Origin of the sequence: Pseudomonas sp. OG7, assembly GCF_014192825.1 — a bacterium.
Taxonomy (GTDB): Bacteria; Pseudomonadota; Gammaproteobacteria; order Pseudomonadales; family Pseudomonadaceae; genus Aquipseudomonas; species Aquipseudomonas monteilii.
Genome location: NZ_JACHYK010000001.1, coordinates 825,038 through 842,764 on the forward strand (window position 1 = coordinate 825,038; position 17,727 = coordinate 842,764).

Sequence of the window (17,727 nt, forward strand, 5' to 3'; positions counted from 1 at the left end):
CACCTTTCTAAGTTTTAAATGAAAATGCTGCTTCATGGAGCGAGATATGGACGAACTCGGATCAACCACAACGTCATGGGGCAGCGGGACAGGCGATGACGTGGATGTGCGCGCATTGCGGCGCTACAACCGCATGCTGGGTGTAATGCTGGATATCGGTGAGTGGGCTTGCCTCGCCTTGCTCCCCTGCGTTGCCGTTGCGGCCATCTGGCTGGTGACGCAAACGAATTTTGAAAATGTCGTGTTCTATGACGGAACCGACTCGATTTGCATTTACGACGGAACGACAGGGGAAATCCGCAATGTCGAGTAAGGAAACCCAACGCGGAACCCCTGGTGGTGAGGCGCCGAAGGCCCGGCAGGGCACTGATGAAGAAAAGCTGCTTGAGCTGGTGCTGGATGATACGCCGGGCGAGGCAGCCGCCACCGTTCGCGAAGTCAAACGCCTGCAACTGGAATGCCTGGACCTCAAGCGCCGCAACAAGCGCGTCTGGGGGCAACTGCTTGCCCTTACCTGCGTATTTGGCGTGACCATCGCTGCCGTGGTGTTCTGGTACCCGAAGTACCGCTGGATTCCGACCATCGACAACCACGCCATCTGCGAGGTCTCGACCGAGAGCAACCCGCGTGTCACCCCGGCGACACTGGCCGAGTACGCCAAGGACGCAGTGGTGAACTCGTATTCCTACGACTACGTGAACTACCGCTCCAACCTCAATGCCGCGGGTGCCCGCTGGTACACGGATGAAGGGCGCAAGGCGTTCCTGAAGACGCTTGACGACTCTGGCAACCTGGAGCGTGTGCTGAAGGGGCGGATGATCCTGCGTGCCATGGCCACGCAAATACCTCAGGTTGAAGAAAGCGGTGCGCTGGCAACCGGGCAGAACTACTGGCTGGTTCAGGTACCGATTGCCATCGAGTTCTACGTGGGCGGTGATCAGCAGGCTCGCTCGCGTCAGGACTTCCTCGCAGCCGTCACCATCGTTCAGATCCCAGCCTCGGCTACCAACACCAAAGGCATCGCCGTCGATTCTGTTCAGCTGTCGCCGTACACCTCAAGGAAGTGACCATGAAGAAGCATCTGATCGCATCGTTGCTTGCGAGCGCTATCGCCATGCCCGCATTTGCCAACGAGGCGCAAAATGCGCCTGCCGCCGAAGGTAGCGTGGGCCAGGTTGACGCAGCGCAAGGCAGCGACGCGCCGCCCTTGCCGCCGATGAATGGCCTGGGCCGGCAGGTCTCCAGTGTTGCTCAAGTGGTGTACCCGCGCCCGGAAGATGTCATCAGTGACACGGTCCAGGATGTGCAGGACTCGCAGCTGACGTCGTCGCAGGTAGAGCTGATCAAGCAGCTGTGGCTCGAGCGTGAAAAGCAGAAGGCCACGGCCTACGTAAGCCCGGCCAAGCCGGTGACCCGCACGCTTGCACTGAACCTGGATCCGGGCGTTTCCCCGCCCATCGTTCGCCTGAGCAAGGGGCAGCAGTCGTCGATCGTGTTCTCCGACTATGCCGGGCAGCCATGGATGATCCAGAACGTGTCGATCAACCGCGAGCTGTTCAGCGACGGGCGCGAGCGTGGCGGCCAGAACGGCCAGGGCGGCAATGTCGCGCCGACCAATATCCTGACACTGGACCCTGCCACTGCGGCCGCATACGGCAATGTGACCGTCACCCTGCGCGGCCTGGCCACACCGATCATCCTGATCCTGGCTGCCGGGCAGGAAGAGGTGGACATGCGCGTGGATGCCAAGGTGCCTGGACGTAACCCGGATGCCGAGGCCACTGTGGCCATGTTGGGGATGCCGAGCATCGACGATGCGCTGACCTACTTCCTGGATGGCGTACCGCCCAAAGAGGCCAATCGCCTGAAGGTGACCGGGCTGGAGGGCGTGGAAGCCTGGAGCTATGGCCCGAACATGTATGTGAAAGCCAAGGCCGATGCGCAATACCCCGCGTACACCAACGCTGCCCGTAGCACCACGGGTGTGGCGGTTTACCGCTACGCCGGTTTGCAGAACAGCGTCACGTTCACGACTGGCGGGCAGGCCGTAACCGTCTTCATCGAGCAAGGGAATCTGCAATGAGTGATCACAACATGCCGCCGAGCGACTCGGGCTTCGATGAAGACGACGAGCACCTGGTGGCCGACCGTGACGGGCCGGCGGGCTCGCATGTGAAGAAGGCGCGCAAGTCCGATGAGATGCAGCGCAACCTGAAGGCCGTGTTTGGTTCTGGCGTCGGCAAGGTTTCGCTGATTGCCGCCGGCCTGGTGGTGCTTGCGCTGGGTGCGCTGGCCTACAACGGCATGACCGGCAAGGACGAACCGGCCGGCAAGGCATCCACCGTGGATGTGCCGCGTGCGCCGCAGCCCGAGGTGTCGGTCGACCCTATCTCCGCTGCCGAGGCGGAGCGTCGCGCCCAGCGCAGCTCGCTGGAAGCCGAGCAGGCTGCCGAGCGCGGTATGTCGTACCAGCCGGGCTTCGATCCCAACATCGTTCAGTCTACCGGCAAGGAACTGGCCCGTGGCCAGAACGCCCAGTTCAATGTGCCCGGGCAGCCGTACAGCGACGCAAGCACGCAACCGCCGCCGATTTATGTCGGGGCCGGACAGCCGCCCCGCGAGACCGCGCAGGTTGCACCGCGCGCTGGCGTGAACAATGCCCAGGCCGACGAGCAGGAACGCCGGCGCTTGGAGGAAGAGCTGAAGAAGGCCGAGCAACAGCGCGACCTGTACGTTAACGAACTCAAGACCGAGACGCTGAAGTCGATCAAGCAATTGATGGGCGAGTCGGAAAGCGCGAAGGGCTTTGCAGATAAAAGCGGCTTCAGCACCGTCAGCTACTACCCGACCGAACGTGCGGGTAACGGCGACCGTGATGTCGCGCTGCGCACGGCCAAAGACAAGAAAGACCCCAACGATATCGAAGCCGTGGGCGACACCGACCGGGAGCTGCTCATCAAGACGGGCACCATCATGTATGCCACGCTGGATGCTGAGGTCAACACCGACGATGGCGGTGACGTGCTGGCAACCATTCGTGGCGGCAAATGGAATGGCGCCAAGCTGATCGGCAAGATCGAGCAGGCGCCGGACAACATCCGCGTGAAGTTCACCATTCTGGCGCCGCCGGTGAACGATCCCCGTCCGACCATGCGCATCAGTGCCGTGGCCCTGCGTGAGGACGATGCCAAGCAAGGTATCGCCGAAACCAAGGACCACCACACGATGTCGCGCTATTTCGCCCTGGGGGCTGCCTCGCTGTTGTCCGGCTACGGTCGTGCCTACCAGCAGACCGCGGGCACCACGATCATCAGCCCGAGTGGTGTAGTGGCCCAGACCACTACCGAGCCTTCGACCAAGCAGGTCATCGGTTCGTCGGTGGGCGAGATGGGTACCGCAATCGCATCGGAAGTGCGCCGCGGGTTCAACCGTCCGGCTACCTATGCAACGCCTGCGAACAAAGGCTTCGGCCTGTTCTTCCTGCAAGACGTTCACGATCAATCTCGATAAGGAGTTCGACATGAAGAACTGGTCGTTCGGAAAACTCATCGGCGTTTTTGCCGGTAGCTTCGTGGCGCTCATCGTGGTTGCCGTGGTCGTGATGAAGGCGACATCGTCGCCAGCAGCCAAGGCCAGGCGCATGGCGCAAAACCCGACTCAATCGGTGCAACAGCCACGCATGGATGTACTGAGCATCGAGCTGGCCAAGTCCAGGGAGCAAGCGCAAGCGGCGTTGCAGGCCCAGGAGAACAGCGAGAAGCAGTTGAAGATCGTGCGCGAGGAATCCCAGCGTAATACCCAGCTGCTACTGAGCCAGATCAAGGCGCTGGACAACAACCTGACCGGGTTGAATCAACGCATGGACTACTTCGAGCAAAGCCGCCAGCGTGTGGAGATCGTCAAGCCGCCGCGCAGGGAGCCGGCACCTGTTGTCTCGCAGGCGCGCGCCAGAAGCGTCCACCCGATCCCGCAGTCGAGTGGCTACAAAGTGCAGGCCGTGGTCGGGCACCGGGCCTGGGTGAAGAATGGCGACAGTGAGGACAGCATAAAAGCTGGCGACACGTTGCCACCGGTTCAACGCGAATTGAAAGTGCTTTCGGTTGATCGCGACAGCGGCATTGTAGTGACTGCACCTGCTCTTTAAACAAGGACGTTCTCATGGCGGCCGGATTTGCCGATCTCGTAGATGTAATGGTCAATATCGGGAAAGTGATCCCGACGGCGATCATGATGTGCCAGGGTATTGCCGCGCTTATCGGTCTTTACCTGACAGGTGCTGCATTAATTGAAATATGGGGCGTTACCCATGACAACGCATTGAAGTATGTGGCCGGGCGACAGCGTTTCTCTGTCGGCTCTGCCTGTGTGCAGTTGGTCATTGGCTCGATCTTGCTGGCCATCGGCACTCTGGAATGGATGGGCATCATGTCGCGCACCTTGACCGGGGATTATGCCAACTCGCGCATGCTGTCTTATTCCTCTACCGGCACCACGTTGCAAGAGCAGGCACAACTGGCCACGCTGGCCCTGCTGGGCATCATGCAGGTGGTTGGCCTGATTGCCATGGTGAAAGGCTGGTTGACGGTAAACGGTTATTACAACAATCAGACCCAGGCCGGCCTGGGCACCGCCAGCGGATGGATCATCGGCGGTGTGCTGGCGTGGAACTTCAAATGGTTCAGCGATGTACTCAACAACACCATCGGATTCAATCTGGTGGGTCTTTTCACGCCGTGGTCGTAACGGCTTTTCGAACTAAGAAACCCAAGGAGCGTCACTCATGAAAGCACTCAAAACCCTGAAAGCTGCTTACGATTCGGCCAAAGTACGTGCGACCACAGCAGTTATCGGTGCCCTGGCAGCACCGTCGGCATTCGCCATTACCAAGACTGACCTGACCCAGGATACGTCGGGCGGCAAAACTGCTGACGACGTCATGACCAACATCGACAACACCGCCCAGGGCGGCGCCACGCTGTTGATCTCGCTGGTGTCGATTGGTGGTTTCGTGGTTGTCGCCATTTCGCTGTACACCCTGTGGAAAGCCTCCAAGGACGAGCGTGAGAAGCCGATGTCGGCCATTGTCGGCCTGTTCATCGGTGGCCTGATGGCCGCTGTCGGCACCGTGATGTGGATCATGCGCAACACCGTGGTCAACTAAGGCTGCCCGCCGCTGACCCTAGGGCGGGGCGCAAGGCCCCGCATTCTCAACACGGTTTCGGGATTATCGGACATGAGCGAAACAAACTCGGCTCAGGGCGGGGCATTCACTGTGCCTACGCTGGCGAGTGGCTATGTAAGCCGTACTGCCAATCAACCGGTATTTGGTGTACGCCGGCCACTGTGGCGCTCGGACGATGATCAACGCAAATTGTGGCGGGACGAGCACAGTAAGGTTCGCACTTCGGTGTGGCAGCGTGATAACTACACGTGCCGCTTCTGTGGTTTTAAATCCGCCAAGTATCAGGAACTTCATGCACTGGACGGTAATGCCGAAAACTGTACAAAGGAAAACCTGATTACCGCCTGTAACTTGTGCCGTCAGGTTCATCATCTTGGTGCATGCGCCATGAATGGCACGGGTTTTTTCGTCGCGGTTCAAGAATTGACGCAAACCGAGATCAATAACATTGCCCGGTGCATCTATGTCAATGAGCTGCTGGGGGATGTGGCTGTCAACGAAAAGCTGACCAGTCTGCTGGCCGCTTTCCGGTTTCGTGGTAGCGACACACTCAAGGAAATATTCGGTGGGGAAGTCATCACCGTGTTAGGTGTGGCAGAAACCCTGGCCAGCAAAACACTTGTCAGTGATGAAGAATATGAACGACGCGCCGAGTGGTTGGCCCCCTTGCGGCTGTTTCCAACCAAGAGCGCGTTCAAGGACGGGCAGCTCGACTATTACGCGGCTAATAACCGTGCACTGTTTCTGCCCGACAACTGGTCGGCATTGACCGGCCAGTTACTCAAGAACTTTGCTTGATGCACAAGCACGCAGCGCTGATCAGCCTCGCCGTTGAGCACGTTATCAAGGGAGAACAAGGACATGTTTAACAAACTCGAGGCGGTGATCCTGACGGTTCTGAGCCAGCTCAAGGCCGACGTGCAGGACTATTGCGACCTTGAAACGGTCGATGGCGGGCAATCCATCGTCGCCAACGACGGTTCGCTGGCGTCCATCGTGCGCTTCAACGGCACCAAGAGCGTATTGGGGCGTGAGCAGTTCGAACGGCTTGTCAGCCTGTTGGAGGCCTCACTTTCCGTGTACTTCAAGGTGCGCGGCCATCACCTGCAGATCGTTTTCAGCCGCGACCTGGATGCCACTGCGCCACTGGAGCAGAACGCCCAGCAGCAGGCGGCCACCGCCGAACGGCTTAACCTGAACGTCCGACACCTGATCAATGAGGGTGTCAGCAAGTATGCACAGTATGTGTATGACGAAGAGTGCTACCTGGTGTTCTGGTCGCGGCCCGCACTGCTTGACCAGACCGAAAGGGCAATGGCCCGCGAGGCCCTGAACGAGTTCAGGAAGGCGTCGGAGTGGCCGGCCACTGCGGATGCGCAAAACCTGCTGCGTCCCATTTCCTACCTCAAGGACCGCCATCTTTCTTTCGTTACCAAGATTTCCGAGGATCTGACGTCCCCCGAATTCGGCTGCTCGGTGGATGTACTCGACGTCAGCGAAGCGATCCGCGCCATCCGCGCCAAGGTTAACCCCGATATCACGCCGCGTACCTGGAAGCCCTATATTCCAGGCAGCCCCATTCCCATGCGCTGGAAAACCAGCAAGCGCGGTGGCGACATGTCGGAGTTCATGTACCCGACGCTGCCCAGCCAGATCATGGTTACCTCGGCTGAAATCGGCAGTGGCGAGCGCACCAGTCTGCTGCCAGACCCTACCAGCGTACGGGTAGGCTCGCGTGTGTATGCGCCTTTGCTGATGTCGATTCCGCCGGCAGAACCGCAATATTTCAACACCTTGTTCAACAGCCTCAACCGCGCCGAAACCCAGGAAAACGGGGTGTCGAGGGCCTTGCCATACTCGGTTTCGATCATGCTGTCTTCCGATGGCATGAGCGTGCTGGCCTGGAAGAGCCTGTTCGCCCAGTTGCTGTCGGTAACGTCCGAGCAGAACCGCAACATCAACCTGGCCACCAAGGAGCTGCGTGAACGGGTGCGCGACGGTGAGTGCATGGTCAAGCTGCAGGTTGCCGCGATGACCTGGGCCAGCCCGGACGAGAAGGGTGTGAAGGAGCTTGCACTGCGCAAGTCGAAGCTGTGGCGCACGCTGGAGGCGTGGGGGCAGCCGGTGTTCATCGAGCGCACGGGCAACCCGATGCAGGCGTTCCAGTCCAACTGCCTGGCCTTGACCACCAAGCACCTGGGTGACCCTGCCGCCGCCCCGCTGGGCGATGCCGTGGCCATGCTGCCGCTGACCCGGCCGGCTTCGCCGTTCCAGGAAGGTTCGACCATCTACCGTAGCCTGGACGGGAAGATCCTCAAGTACCAGCGCTTCTCGTCGCAGCAGACCACCTGGATCACCCTGATCGCCGGCAAACCGGGCTCGGGCAAGTCGGTGCTGATGAACAACAACCACTTCGAGTCCTGCCTGATGCCTGGCCTGACCGGCCTGCCCTACATCGGCATTACCGACATCGGTATTTCCTCGTCCGGCTTCTGTGACCTGGTGCGCGACAACCTGCCGCCACGGCTTCATCACCTGGTGGTGTACAAACGTTTGCAGAACGCCAGGAAGGACTGCATCAACCCGCTGGATACCCCGTTGGGCCAGCGCTACCCGCTGCCGAAGGACCGTGAGTTCAACAAGAACTTCCTGACCATCCTGGTAACGCCGCCCGAGCGTGAGAAGCCCTATGAGGGCATGAGCAACTTCGTCGGCCGCATGGTCGACCTGGCATACCGGCGCAAGGACGACAAGATCGAGCGGGCCAGCCCGGAAACCTACAAGCCGGGGCACAACGATGTGGTGGACACTGCCGTGGCGCAGCTTGGATACCGCATTCTGCCGGCGACCACCTACTGGGAGCTGGTCGATGCGATGTTCGACGCCGGCATGGTCTACGAGGCCGAGGTCACCCAGCGCTACGCAGTGCCGACCCTCAACGACTTGGTGGCAGTCGCATCGACCGAAGAGGTTCGCGCCGAATACGAAGGCTCCGGCGAGGTCGGGCGTAGCCTGGTTGACGCGTTCATCCTCGGTATTCGTGAGGCTGTCGGCGACTTCCCGGTGTTCTCCGATCACACCCGCTTCGATGTAGGCAGTGCCCGCATCGTGGCGCTCGACCTGCAGGACGTTGCGCTGCAAGGTTCTGCGTCGGCCAAGAAGCAGACGGCCTTGATGTACATGATCGCCCGCCAGTGCTTCATGAAGAAGGTGGCGTTCTCGAAGGAAGACTTCCCGTTCTTCACCGAGAAATACCTGCCGTTCTATGAGCGCCTGGTGGCGGACCTGGTGGATGAATACAAGGTCATGTGCATGGACGAATTCCACAAGACCGGTGGCCACGTGGGCCTGCAGGAACAAATGCAGACCGACGGCCGTGAGGCCCGTAAGTGGAACATGGAGATCATCCTGGCCTCCCAGCTGATGGAAGACTTTGGCCAACTCACCAAGATCGCCACCGCCACCTTCATCCTCGACTCGGGGACCAAGGAAACCCGCGACTGGCTGAGGAAGAACATCGGCCTGTCCGACACCGAAGAACATGCGCTGGTCAACTTCGTCCACGGTGCCAACAAGCACGGCTGTACCTTCCTGGCGCGGTTCGAAACCAAGAACGCCACCTACAGCCAGCTGTTCACCATGTCGGCCGGGCCGATGCGCTTGTGGGCACTGACCACCACCGCCGAAGACCGCAAGCTGCGCACCATGCTCTACGAGCATATGCCACGCCCCGATGCGCTCGCGTTGCTGGCCCGCCGCTTCCCGTCGGGTGGCTGCAAGGACATGGTGGAGCGGCTCAAGCGCGAGACGTTCAAGGACGTCGAGTTCGTCGATGACGACATGGAGCAGTCCGTGATTGCGCGCATCGCCAAGGATCTGGTCGCTGACTACATCAGCGCCAGTGCATACGAAGACGTAGTGTAAGGGAGTGACAGATGGCTCAGTACAAGGGCGCATCCCGTCAGCATGAAGTCAGCAGCAGCCGGCGGCGCAAAGATACGCGCCTGGCTGGGCAGCGCTTCAGTGATTTTTTCCAGTCTGCTGACGGCGCAGTCTTCGGCACGTTCGCGCTGCCGATCCTGGCGCTGATTTCGATCAAGGTGCCCTTTTCGGGTGAGCTGCTGTTGCTCTTGGCCTGGGCGTTCAAGCGCAAGTTCGTTGATGTGGACAATCGTGCATTCGACTTCCCTTATCGGGTACCCAAGCTGGCGGACGTCAACGACGGCTCGTACAAAGGCAAGAAGAAAGGCGAGGGCGTGACCCTGTTCGGCAATGACCTGGAGACCCGGGAGCAGATCTACGCCGGCGACAGCGACCTGAGGACGCACCAGCTGGTACTGGGCACCACCGGCTCCGGCAAGCCGCAACCCAAGCACGCCAAGGTGCTCACCCCGAAGGGCTGGGTGCAGATGGGGCAGATAAAGGTCGGGGACAGTGTATGCACGCCCGACGGCAAGCAGGCGGCGGTACTGCGGGTGATCGAGCAGGGTATCCAGCCGATCTGGACAGTTGCCACGCGCGACGGCCGCCGGGCCCAGTCCACCGGTGACCACCTGTGGCGGGTACTTACCCGCGGCCAGGACGGCAACGAAGAAGCGCACACGGTGACCACCGATGCCATCCGCGAGCTGATGGGGCGTGGCGTGGTGGTGATGCTCCCCAAGGTGCGCAAGAAGCGTGGCTCTGCCAAATTCAACGGCTGGGTCGAGGTGTGGAAGGTGACGGCTGCCGGTCAGGCGTCTTGCCAGTGCATCGAGATCGACCACCCGCACCACCTTTACATCACTGACGACAGCCTGGTTACCCACAACACCGAGCTGCTGCTCGGCATCGTGTTCAACGCACTGGTGCAGAACACAGGCTTCATCTACGTCGACGGCAAGGGCGACCCCAAGCTACAGAAGGAGATCTTCCGCCTGTCCCGTTACCTGGGGCGCGAAGATGACCTGCTGATCATCAACTTCATCACCTCCGGCCGCGACTTTGTGGAAAAGCAGGTCGACAAGGTGACCAACAACATGAACATGATGGGGAACACCTCGTCGGGCATGTTGATCGAGCTGATCGTATCGCTGATGGACGACTCGGGCGGTGGCGGCGATATGTGGAAGGGGCGGGCGATCATGTTCGTGGCAGCCTTGACGCGGCCGCTGACCTACCTGCGTGACAAGGGTCACATCAATTTGTCGCCCGAGAAGTACCTGGAGTACTTCGAGCTGAACGTGATCGAAGAGCTGGTGTGGGAGCACGGCGGCAAGTACGGCGAGATGTTCGATGTGATCGTCGCCCCGCTGCGTTCTTACCTGCTGACGCTGCCGGGCTACCAGAAAGCCAAGTACAAGCAGCAGGAAACCAAGACCCTGGAGCAACACGGCTACATCGTCATGCAGCTGGGGCGGATCTTCAACGACCTGACCTTCAACTACGGGCACATCTTCAAGACCCGCGTCGGCGATGTCGATTTCTATGACGTAGTGATCAACCGCAGGCTGCTGGTGGTACTGCTGCCAGCGCTGGAGCGTGCCCCGGACAGCATGCGCATGCTCGGCAAGATGATCGTCGGCAGCATCAAGCAAATGATGGCCGGCTGCCTGGGCAACCGGGTGGAGGGTGTGGTGCGCGAAATCATCGACAGCCGACCGACCGGGTCGAAGTTCCCGTTCTATACCATCCTGGACGAATACGGCTATTACGCCGTGGTCGGCTTTGCCGTGGCGCCAGCTCAGGCGCGTAGCCTGGGCTTCAGCGTCACCTTCGCCGCGCAGGACTTCTCCTCGCTGAAGAAATCCAGCGCCGAAGAGGCGGATGCCACCTGGGAAAACACCAACATCCGCGCCGTCGGGCGCTTGACCTCGGGGACCGAGTCGGAAACCTGGCGACGCGTGCAGGGCGCGGCCGCCGAGTCTTCACAGGCCATGCTGGGCAACTTCGAACGTATTGCGGGTAACGAAAAGCTCAGGCAGTCGGACAACATTGCCATCGAGCAACGCAGCCGGCTGAACTACGACGACGTCGCCATGCAGGAAAACGGCGAGTTCACCTTCCTGGTCGGCAAGAAATCGCAGAATGGGCAAACCGGCGGGGTTGCCCTTATCCGGGGCATGGGCTTCTACACCGCCGGGCCGGCACCGAAAGAAATGCGCATCAACGATTTCATTCCGGTCGAGCCGCCCGAGCCGTCGGACCTTCCGCAAAACAGGCAGTCGCGCCAGGTATTTGTGGACAGCCTGAAAGACGGCTCGTTCGCCAGGCGGGTGCGGGCGGTGGTGAAAGGGGATCCTGTGTTCGCGCGCATGCACAGTGCGTTTGAACACAATTATGCAGACCCGGACCGGCCGCTGCTGGGGCGGCTGGACACGTCGTTCGCCGTGCTTGGCGCTTACCTGACTGGCGAACTGAAAAAACCGACTGCTCCTGCACCGCTGCCGCAGAAGCAGGTGCCGGAGACGGTGCCCGCTGCCCCCGCCGTTGCAGTGCAGGAGAATCCGCCAGGCCCGGCTGCGATCCAGGCCAGCCTGCTGGCTGTGGCTGACCTGATCGTCGGGAACATGACTGCGCCCGTGGCGCCGGCGGTTGCTGCTGCAGAGGCGCCTGCGCTGGATGATGAGTGGGCCCGTGAGCTGGCCATCGTCATGCCGCAGCAACTGCTCGACATGCAGGTGATGGCGGCCGGTGAAGGGTTTGCATCGCTGTCGGACAAATGGGCGGCCGAGGAGCGGATCAAGGAAGTCTGCGATGCCATTGCCCGCGAAACGGCCTATCACGTATCGCCTGAACCTGAGCCGCAGGATGTGGCGGGTATGCGTAAGCGGCTGAGTGACCTGCAAGCGCAATGCCGGGCAATGGTGAAGGATCGACCAGGCGAATAGCCGTCTGGCCCCTCGTCCACTGGTCGGAAGTGGATATAAGTAGCTGTCATAAATTGACGACGATAGATATCTAACAGATAATCAGAAACTAGAATTTTTGCATGCCAGGGTGATGTGATGGGGTTGTTCGATTCAGGGAAGAAGGCCGCAAAGTTCGCGTTCATCACCATGCCGATGGCGGCGCTGGGCGTGAACCAGTTGCGCATGGGCAACCAGCACATCAAGTCGCTGTGGCGGTCGAACTTCAGCCCCACCTGCCCTGAGTGCGAGCGGGGCATCCTGCTCAAGACCGAGGGCGGCCATCAGGAGCTGGAGCAGAGCCCGGCAGGCAAGATGCGAGTGCTGCACAGTTGGGGTTGCAACCATTGCGACTTTGCCTTGTTCGAAGAGGACGATGTCAGGAAGGTCCGTGAACATGCTGCGCGCTACCGCAACGAGCGGGTGAAAGCGCAGCTGACGACCATCGAACGGGACGAGATCGACCGTATCGCACGCAACCACAAGCTGCATTCCAGGGCGTTTTTCATTGCCAGCTTGTTCGCCGTTGCCGGGTTCGTGTACATGCTGGCGACCGGCGCAGGCATCATGATCGCCCTCAACTGGTTGTCGATTGGTTTTGCGCTGTGGGTATTCGGCATGAAGAAGTCCTACCGCAGCTGGCAGGTCTCGACGGGGCAGCTGTTTGTCGAAGGCGCGTTCTGGTTCTGGTTCCAGCATCAGAAATGGATCATCTGAGCATGATGCGCAACAGGCTCCAATGGCCAGTCGCGTTGCTCGCGCTGTGGTCTGCTCAGGCGCTGGCCGATGACTTCTATGCGGTGCGCCCGGCCGATATCGATTGCGTGGTCCAGGCCGCCCAGCGCCAGGGTGTGCCGGCCAACGTGCTGCTTGCCATCTCCAGCAAGGAAAGCGGCAAGAACGGGCAAAGCGTGTCGAACAGCAACGGCACCTTCGACCTTGGCCACTTCCAGATCAACACCACCCACTGGGGGCCCAAGGGCGTGTTCGCCTCGTACCCGGCCATTACCAAATCCGATGTCGCCTGGCGCGGCTGCTACAACGCGGAGCTGGCGGCCTGGTTGCTGCGCCAGAAACTTGCCGAAAACAATGGCCAGGACTTCTGGACACGCGCTGCCAACTATCACTCGCGTACCCGCAAATACAACGACATCTACAAGAAAGACCTGATCCCGCTGGCGGTGAAATGGGGCAAGTACCTCGAACGGCAACGCCATGACCGGCTGGTGGTGAGCTACCAGTAACGGGCCGCCGCAGGCCCCGGCACAGGGTCGATCAGAATGACAACTTCAGGAGTTTTTACATGAAAGGAATGCTCATGGGTGTTCGCGGCTGCAAAGCTGGCAGCGTGCTGCTGGCGCTGGTCGCATTGGGGGGCTGTGCAAGCTCGGCCAAGCCGACCACGGAAGACACCGAGGCGTTTGCCAGCCGGATCATCGCAGACAAGGTGTCGGTGGCGGTCAACTCGCAACACAACTACGTTTCGCGGCTGAATGCTGACCGGGTGCAGGCCGCCTCACGGCAGGCTGCGGTCGATACCGACCAGGTGGATATCGACTTCATCGGCAAGCCGCAGGAGTTGCTGCAGACTTTTGCCAGCCGTTACGGCTATGCCTATGTCGAGAGCGGCAAGCGTGTAGACCTCAAGCCCATCAACGTGTGGGTACGCAAGGCCACCCCGATCAACGTGCTCAAGGATGTCGGTGCACAGATCGACACCGGCGCCGACGTGGTGCTCGACAAGAGCACCAACACCCTGCGCCTGATCTACAAACCGGTGCCATTGGCGCTGGGGAGGGGCTGAACATGGCGATGGACATGCCCCCGATGACCCTGGAGGACGCCGAGCGCCTCTATGACAAGCCCGCCTACGTTCAGCAGCAGGGCGACAGCGGCGATGCCAGGTCGGCTGTCGAAGCCATGCGGGAAGAGAAGAACCAGGCCTCGGCGGCGCGCGGCGAGGCCATTCTGGATGCTGCATTGCAGGTGGGCGTGAAGGCGGGCCTGGCCTGGCAGCTTACCAATATCAACAAGGCGCTGAAGTTGCGCGAGCGCGAGTTCGATACGGTCTACGACTTCAGCAGCCTGATGATCCAGGACCGCGTGGTGCCACCGGTAATTACCGAGGCGCGCCACCTGTACAACCAGGACGGTAACTACACGTTGCGGCTCTCCGGCGCCGCCTACAAGATCGAGTCGCAGGCACGCTTTTCTTCCGTTCCGCCAAGCTGGCGCGAATACCTGAGCTTCCCACTGCCCACTTTCGATCGCACATCACTGGTTTCTGCGCTGGTGCCGCGCTCTGATGAAGAAGAAAAGGTGTGGAAACTGGCTGTGCGTGAAGGCTGGAAGCAAGGTGTCGAGCAGGCAAACCTGATGCTGACCTACGGCTTCGACCGAATGAACCGCGATATCGATGGCATGCGCCGTTTCAGTGAGTTTGCCCGCCACGGCCAGGTCACCCTGCCGATTATCTCCGGTGCCTCGATCCCGGTTACCAAGGAAGGGCGCTCGATGGCGGTAGATGAAACCCTGCTGCGCATCACGGCGCTGCCCGACTTCAATGACAACATGAATGTGTGGCGCAGCTCGATTGCCACCTCCACCACTGCCGACCCGGTGCGCCGTGCTGTGCCAACCCGGGCAACCAGCCCGACGCCGTCGCCCGCCGCTTACCCTCAGCCTGCGGCTGCCAAGGCATTTGCGGCACCGGGTGGGAGTGGCTTGCGCGCCCAGCCTGGCGCTGAAGGCGGGGCGCAATGAAGCAGGACTTCCACGATGACGTGATGATGCTGGAACCGGGCGCGCTGATTGAGCGCCTGGAACGGCTGACCAGCTACGAAGACCCGTTTCGCTTCGACCGCGCCGACCAGTTCAAGGCGATGATGCTGGAAACCCTGACCCATGGCGTCAGCGATATCTTCATCCAGCCTGCGCTGCCGGTGGTGGTGAAGAAGTACGGGCGCTTGTATGCAGTCACCCGGCGTGCGCTCGATGTCGGGGAAGTCAACGAACTGCTGAAGATGGCGGCCAACCGCGACACCGCCACCACCGATATCGTCTCCGGCACGGCGGTCAACGAGCGGTATGAGTTGTTCGACCCTCAACGCAAGGACGCCCGAGGGGCTCGCCTGCGTTACGCCTACCGGGTGAACGCTTCGCCCATCGCCTGCCATGGTGATACGTCCTGCCAGATCGTCATCCGGGCCATTCCTGATGATCCGCCACGCATCCAGGATGTTGGCCTGAGCGAGGACATCGTCAGGATGGCGACGCCGCGCGATGGCATAGTCTATGTGGCCGGGGCTACCGGCCATGGCAAGACCACGACGTTCGCCGCCATCAACCGCTTCATCCTGGAAAACGAAACGCCGATCAAGGGCAACCTGATCAGCCATGAAGAGCCGATCGAATTCACCTACGACAAGATCCAGAGCAAGCATTCGATCTTCGTGCAGTCGCAGATTCCTACGCACTTCAAGGATTTTTACCGGGCGAACCGCGAGGCCATGCGGCGTGCGCCGGGTCTGTGCGTGATTGGCGAGTTGCGTGACCAGGAAACCATCCGCGCGGCGGTGGAGTTGTCGCTCACGGGGCACCCGGTGTTTGGCACGGTCCACGCCAAGGATGTGGCGGCCATCATGCGCCGGATGATTTCCCGCTTCCCCGAGCAGGAGCGGGCGACCGCCATCTATGACCTGGTCGACACCAGCCGTTTCATGATGGCGCAGAAACTGGTGCCAACGGTGGATGGCAAGCGCACCGCTGCGCGCTCATGGTTGAGGTTTACCGAGCAGGTGCGTGACACCTTGATGGACCTGACCGACATGGGGCGTGTGACCCAGCGGGTCGCCGAGTTCGTGCGGGATGAAGGGCATACCTTCGCGGCCGAAGCAGACCGCCTGCTGGCGGCAGGCTTGATCACAGAAGCGACTGCCCGCGATCTGCGCCACGGCTGAGCCGGCGCATTCAGGTGGTGGCTGTCAAAGCGAATTTAGGGAGAGGTTATGGCAACAGGTCGGTATCACTGGAGCAGATGTGCTCCACCCGCACGGTTCTTCGTGATCAACGCGAGCGCCGCCCTGCCTTGGTTGACATTGTTGCTGGTGCCGTCGTTGTGGAAGTTTCTGCTGCCGCTGGCCTTGGTCATGACGGGCGGGCTGGTCTACATCGAGGTGGTCAGGAAGATGACCGTGCGGGCTGTCGTTCGTCAGGTCGCGGTGTTCATGGTGGGGCGCGTGCGCACCACGCACAACATCCTCAAAGAGCTGGTCAGGTAGGGCAGTCATGACCGGTAAATATCTTTGTGGCGGCGAGAGGAGGCATTGAATGAAGCAGCAAGGAGGCGGGCAAAAGAGTTTCACCTGGGATGACCCGGCCATATTGCTTGGGATCATCGCGGTGCTTTACCTGAGTGGGTGGGGTGCCTGGTATTTTGCCCACGAAAAGATTTCCGCCACCTACACCTACATTCGTTATGTGGAACTCTGGTTGCCGAGCGTGCTGGGCGATGTTGCAGAAATCCCGGGTGTTTCCTCGATCAGTGAATGGGTCGGGCGCATGTGTGCGCCTGACGGTATCGTCGGCGCGTGCCAGCGCGACTTTTCCAGGGTGGCGTGGGGCGAAATCACGTCCTCTTCGCTGCTCATGAACGGGTTCTTGCTGGTGTTCATGGTGATTTTCTCGATCCGCATGTTCATGCGTATCAACAAGACCCACCCCAAGCTCAGGTTCACCAGGACGCACAACATCCAGAGCTATGTGCAAGAGAACAAGGTGCAGTACCCGCACCTGCGCATGTTCGCCGAACTCGACCTGATCGCCCAGCCGCTGGATCACCCGGTATTCGGCATGTCACAGACCTCTCGCCAGTTTGCCTATGAGCATCTGTTGATCAGTGGCTGGCAGGCGCAGCCTGACCGAAGCTGGGCGCCGACCCTCGACCGCGAGAAGGCCACGGACGTGATGCGCCAACAGCTGGGCCAGCACTGGACCCGGGTTGGCAACCTGTCGCCGGCAGAAACCCTGCTGGTGGCAATCGCACTGCCACGGGTGGTCGCCACGGACACATCGCTGGACGACAGTGCCTTCAAGGCGGCGATGGCTGACAGCGACGACATGATTGCGTGGTGCTGGGACCAGTTCAAGGCACCTTCGGGCAAGGGGGCGGGTTCTGCTGAGCCTTATGCATGGCTGAAGCCTGACATACCGCTGGAGAAGCCGAGGGCAATCATCCAGAAATACATCAAACACCCCAATGCCAGTGCGATCCTGCATGCTCACGCGTTCGTCAGGACCATCATCTTCGCCATGTTCTTCCAGGCCCGGCGCCTGGGGGTGCTGCCGCCTGCCGAGATGCGCTGGCTGCGATTCTTCGACCGGGACATGTGGTACGCCCTGCAAACGATCGGGCGCCAGGCTGGGTTCCCCGAGGCGCCGGGCATCCTGTCGCACTTCCTCTATGAGTGCAAGGCGGGCGTATCGCTGGCGGAGCCTCAGTTGGACAAGGCAGTCAATGGCCTTGAGTTGGCCATGTCGGCATACAAGTACTCCGACGCGGACAAGAAGCGCTATGAGGACTTGCAGCAGCAAAGGCATGCCTCGGCTGAGGCGGCGGCGCGCGATGCAGGGCCGTCATGAAGCGTTGATTTCTAGCTA

The 17,727-nt window shown here is 60.7% G+C and carries 17 protein-coding genes; all 17 read left to right on the forward strand.

From position 1 onward, the window contains the following. Positions 1 to 46 precede the first annotated feature (46 nt). The 17 genes from FHW75_RS03820 (at position 47) to FHW75_RS03900 (ending at position 17,709) form a co-directional block, all read left to right on the forward strand. The gene (locus FHW75_RS03820; RefSeq protein WP_019097485.1) at positions 47 to 313 is read left to right on the forward strand and encodes a hypothetical protein; all 267 of its coding nucleotides are present in this window, start codon (positions 47 to 49) and stop codon (positions 311 to 313) included. Beyond that, a complete protein-coding gene (locus FHW75_RS03825; protein ID WP_183673139.1) occupies positions 303 to 1,067 on the forward strand; it encodes a DotI/IcmL family type IV secretion protein in 765 nt (254 codons plus the stop codon). The genes FHW75_RS03820 and FHW75_RS03825 overlap by 11 nt, the downstream gene beginning before the upstream one ends. A 2-nt stretch (positions 1,068 to 1,069) precedes the next feature. Beyond that, on the forward strand, positions 1,070 to 2,083 hold the full coding sequence (locus tag FHW75_RS03830; protein ID WP_019097483.1) for a DotH/IcmK family type IV secretion protein: 1,014 nt from the start codon (positions 1,070 to 1,072) through the stop codon (positions 2,081 to 2,083). Beyond that, on the forward strand, positions 2,080 to 3,510 hold the full coding sequence (locus FHW75_RS03835) for a DotG/IcmE/VirB10 family protein (protein WP_027614895.1): 1,431 nt from the start codon (positions 2,080 to 2,082) through the stop codon (positions 3,508 to 3,510). Before FHW75_RS03830 ends, FHW75_RS03835 begins: the two co-directional genes overlap by 4 nt. A 10-nt stretch (positions 3,511 to 3,520) precedes the next feature. Then, a complete protein-coding gene (locus FHW75_RS03840; protein ID WP_019097481.1) occupies positions 3,521 to 4,144 on the forward strand; it encodes a hypothetical protein in 624 nt (207 codons plus the stop codon). 14 nt (positions 4,145 to 4,158) lie between these two features. Further along, positions 4,159 to 4,743 (forward strand): hypothetical protein, encoded by a 585-nt coding sequence (locus FHW75_RS03845; protein WP_019097480.1) that lies wholly within the window; start codon positions 4,159 to 4,161, stop codon positions 4,741 to 4,743. Positions 4,744 to 4,780: 37 nt separating this feature from the next. Next, entirely contained in the window at positions 4,781 to 5,161 is a 381-nt protein-coding gene (locus tag FHW75_RS03850) for a hypothetical protein (RefSeq protein ID WP_019097479.1), read from the forward strand. A gap of 72 nt (positions 5,162 to 5,233) precedes the next feature. Beyond that, positions 5,234 to 5,980, forward strand: a complete 747-nt coding sequence (locus FHW75_RS03855) for an HNH endonuclease (protein ID WP_027610075.1) — start codon at positions 5,234 to 5,236, stop codon at positions 5,978 to 5,980. Positions 5,981 to 6,043: 63 nt separating this feature from the next. Further along, a complete protein-coding gene (locus FHW75_RS03860; RefSeq protein ID WP_019097477.1) occupies positions 6,044 to 9,106 on the forward strand; it encodes a type IV secretion system protein IcmB/DotO in 3,063 nt (1,020 codons plus the stop codon). A gap of 11 nt (positions 9,107 to 9,117) precedes the next feature. Continuing rightward, entirely contained in the window at positions 9,118 to 12,051 is a 2,934-nt protein-coding gene (locus tag FHW75_RS03865) for a type IV secretion protein DotL (protein WP_183673141.1), read from the forward strand. A gap of 117 nt (positions 12,052 to 12,168) precedes the next feature. Continuing rightward, the gene (locus FHW75_RS03870) at positions 12,169 to 12,786 is read left to right on the forward strand and encodes a hypothetical protein (RefSeq protein WP_019097475.1); all 618 of its coding nucleotides are present in this window, start codon (positions 12,169 to 12,171) and stop codon (positions 12,784 to 12,786) included. Positions 12,787 to 12,788: 2 nt separating this feature from the next. Next, entirely contained in the window at positions 12,789 to 13,313 is a 525-nt protein-coding gene (locus tag FHW75_RS03875) for a transglycosylase SLT domain-containing protein (protein ID WP_019097474.1), read from the forward strand. A gap of 59 nt (positions 13,314 to 13,372) precedes the next feature. Then, positions 13,373 to 13,873, forward strand: a complete 501-nt coding sequence (locus FHW75_RS03880; protein ID WP_232062836.1) for a DotD/TraH family lipoprotein — start codon at positions 13,373 to 13,375, stop codon at positions 13,871 to 13,873. A 14-nt stretch (positions 13,874 to 13,887) separates the two neighbouring features. Beyond that, the gene (locus FHW75_RS03885) at positions 13,888 to 14,832 is read left to right on the forward strand and encodes a type IV secretory system conjugative DNA transfer family protein (protein ID WP_232062834.1); all 945 of its coding nucleotides are present in this window, start codon (positions 13,888 to 13,890) and stop codon (positions 14,830 to 14,832) included. Then, a complete protein-coding gene (locus tag FHW75_RS03890) occupies positions 14,829 to 16,028 on the forward strand; it encodes an ATPase, T2SS/T4P/T4SS family (protein ID WP_019097471.1) in 1,200 nt (399 codons plus the stop codon). The genes FHW75_RS03885 and FHW75_RS03890 overlap by 4 nt, the downstream gene beginning before the upstream one ends. A gap of 102 nt (positions 16,029 to 16,130) precedes the next feature. Continuing rightward, positions 16,131 to 16,349, forward strand: a complete 219-nt coding sequence (locus FHW75_RS03895; RefSeq protein WP_019097470.1) for a hypothetical protein — start codon at positions 16,131 to 16,133, stop codon at positions 16,347 to 16,349. A 49-nt stretch (positions 16,350 to 16,398) separates the two neighbouring features. Then, positions 16,399 to 17,709 (forward strand): type IV secretion protein, encoded by a 1,311-nt coding sequence (locus FHW75_RS03900; protein ID WP_183673143.1) that lies wholly within the window; start codon positions 16,399 to 16,401, stop codon positions 17,707 to 17,709. Positions 17,710 to 17,727: the final 18 nt, after the last annotated feature.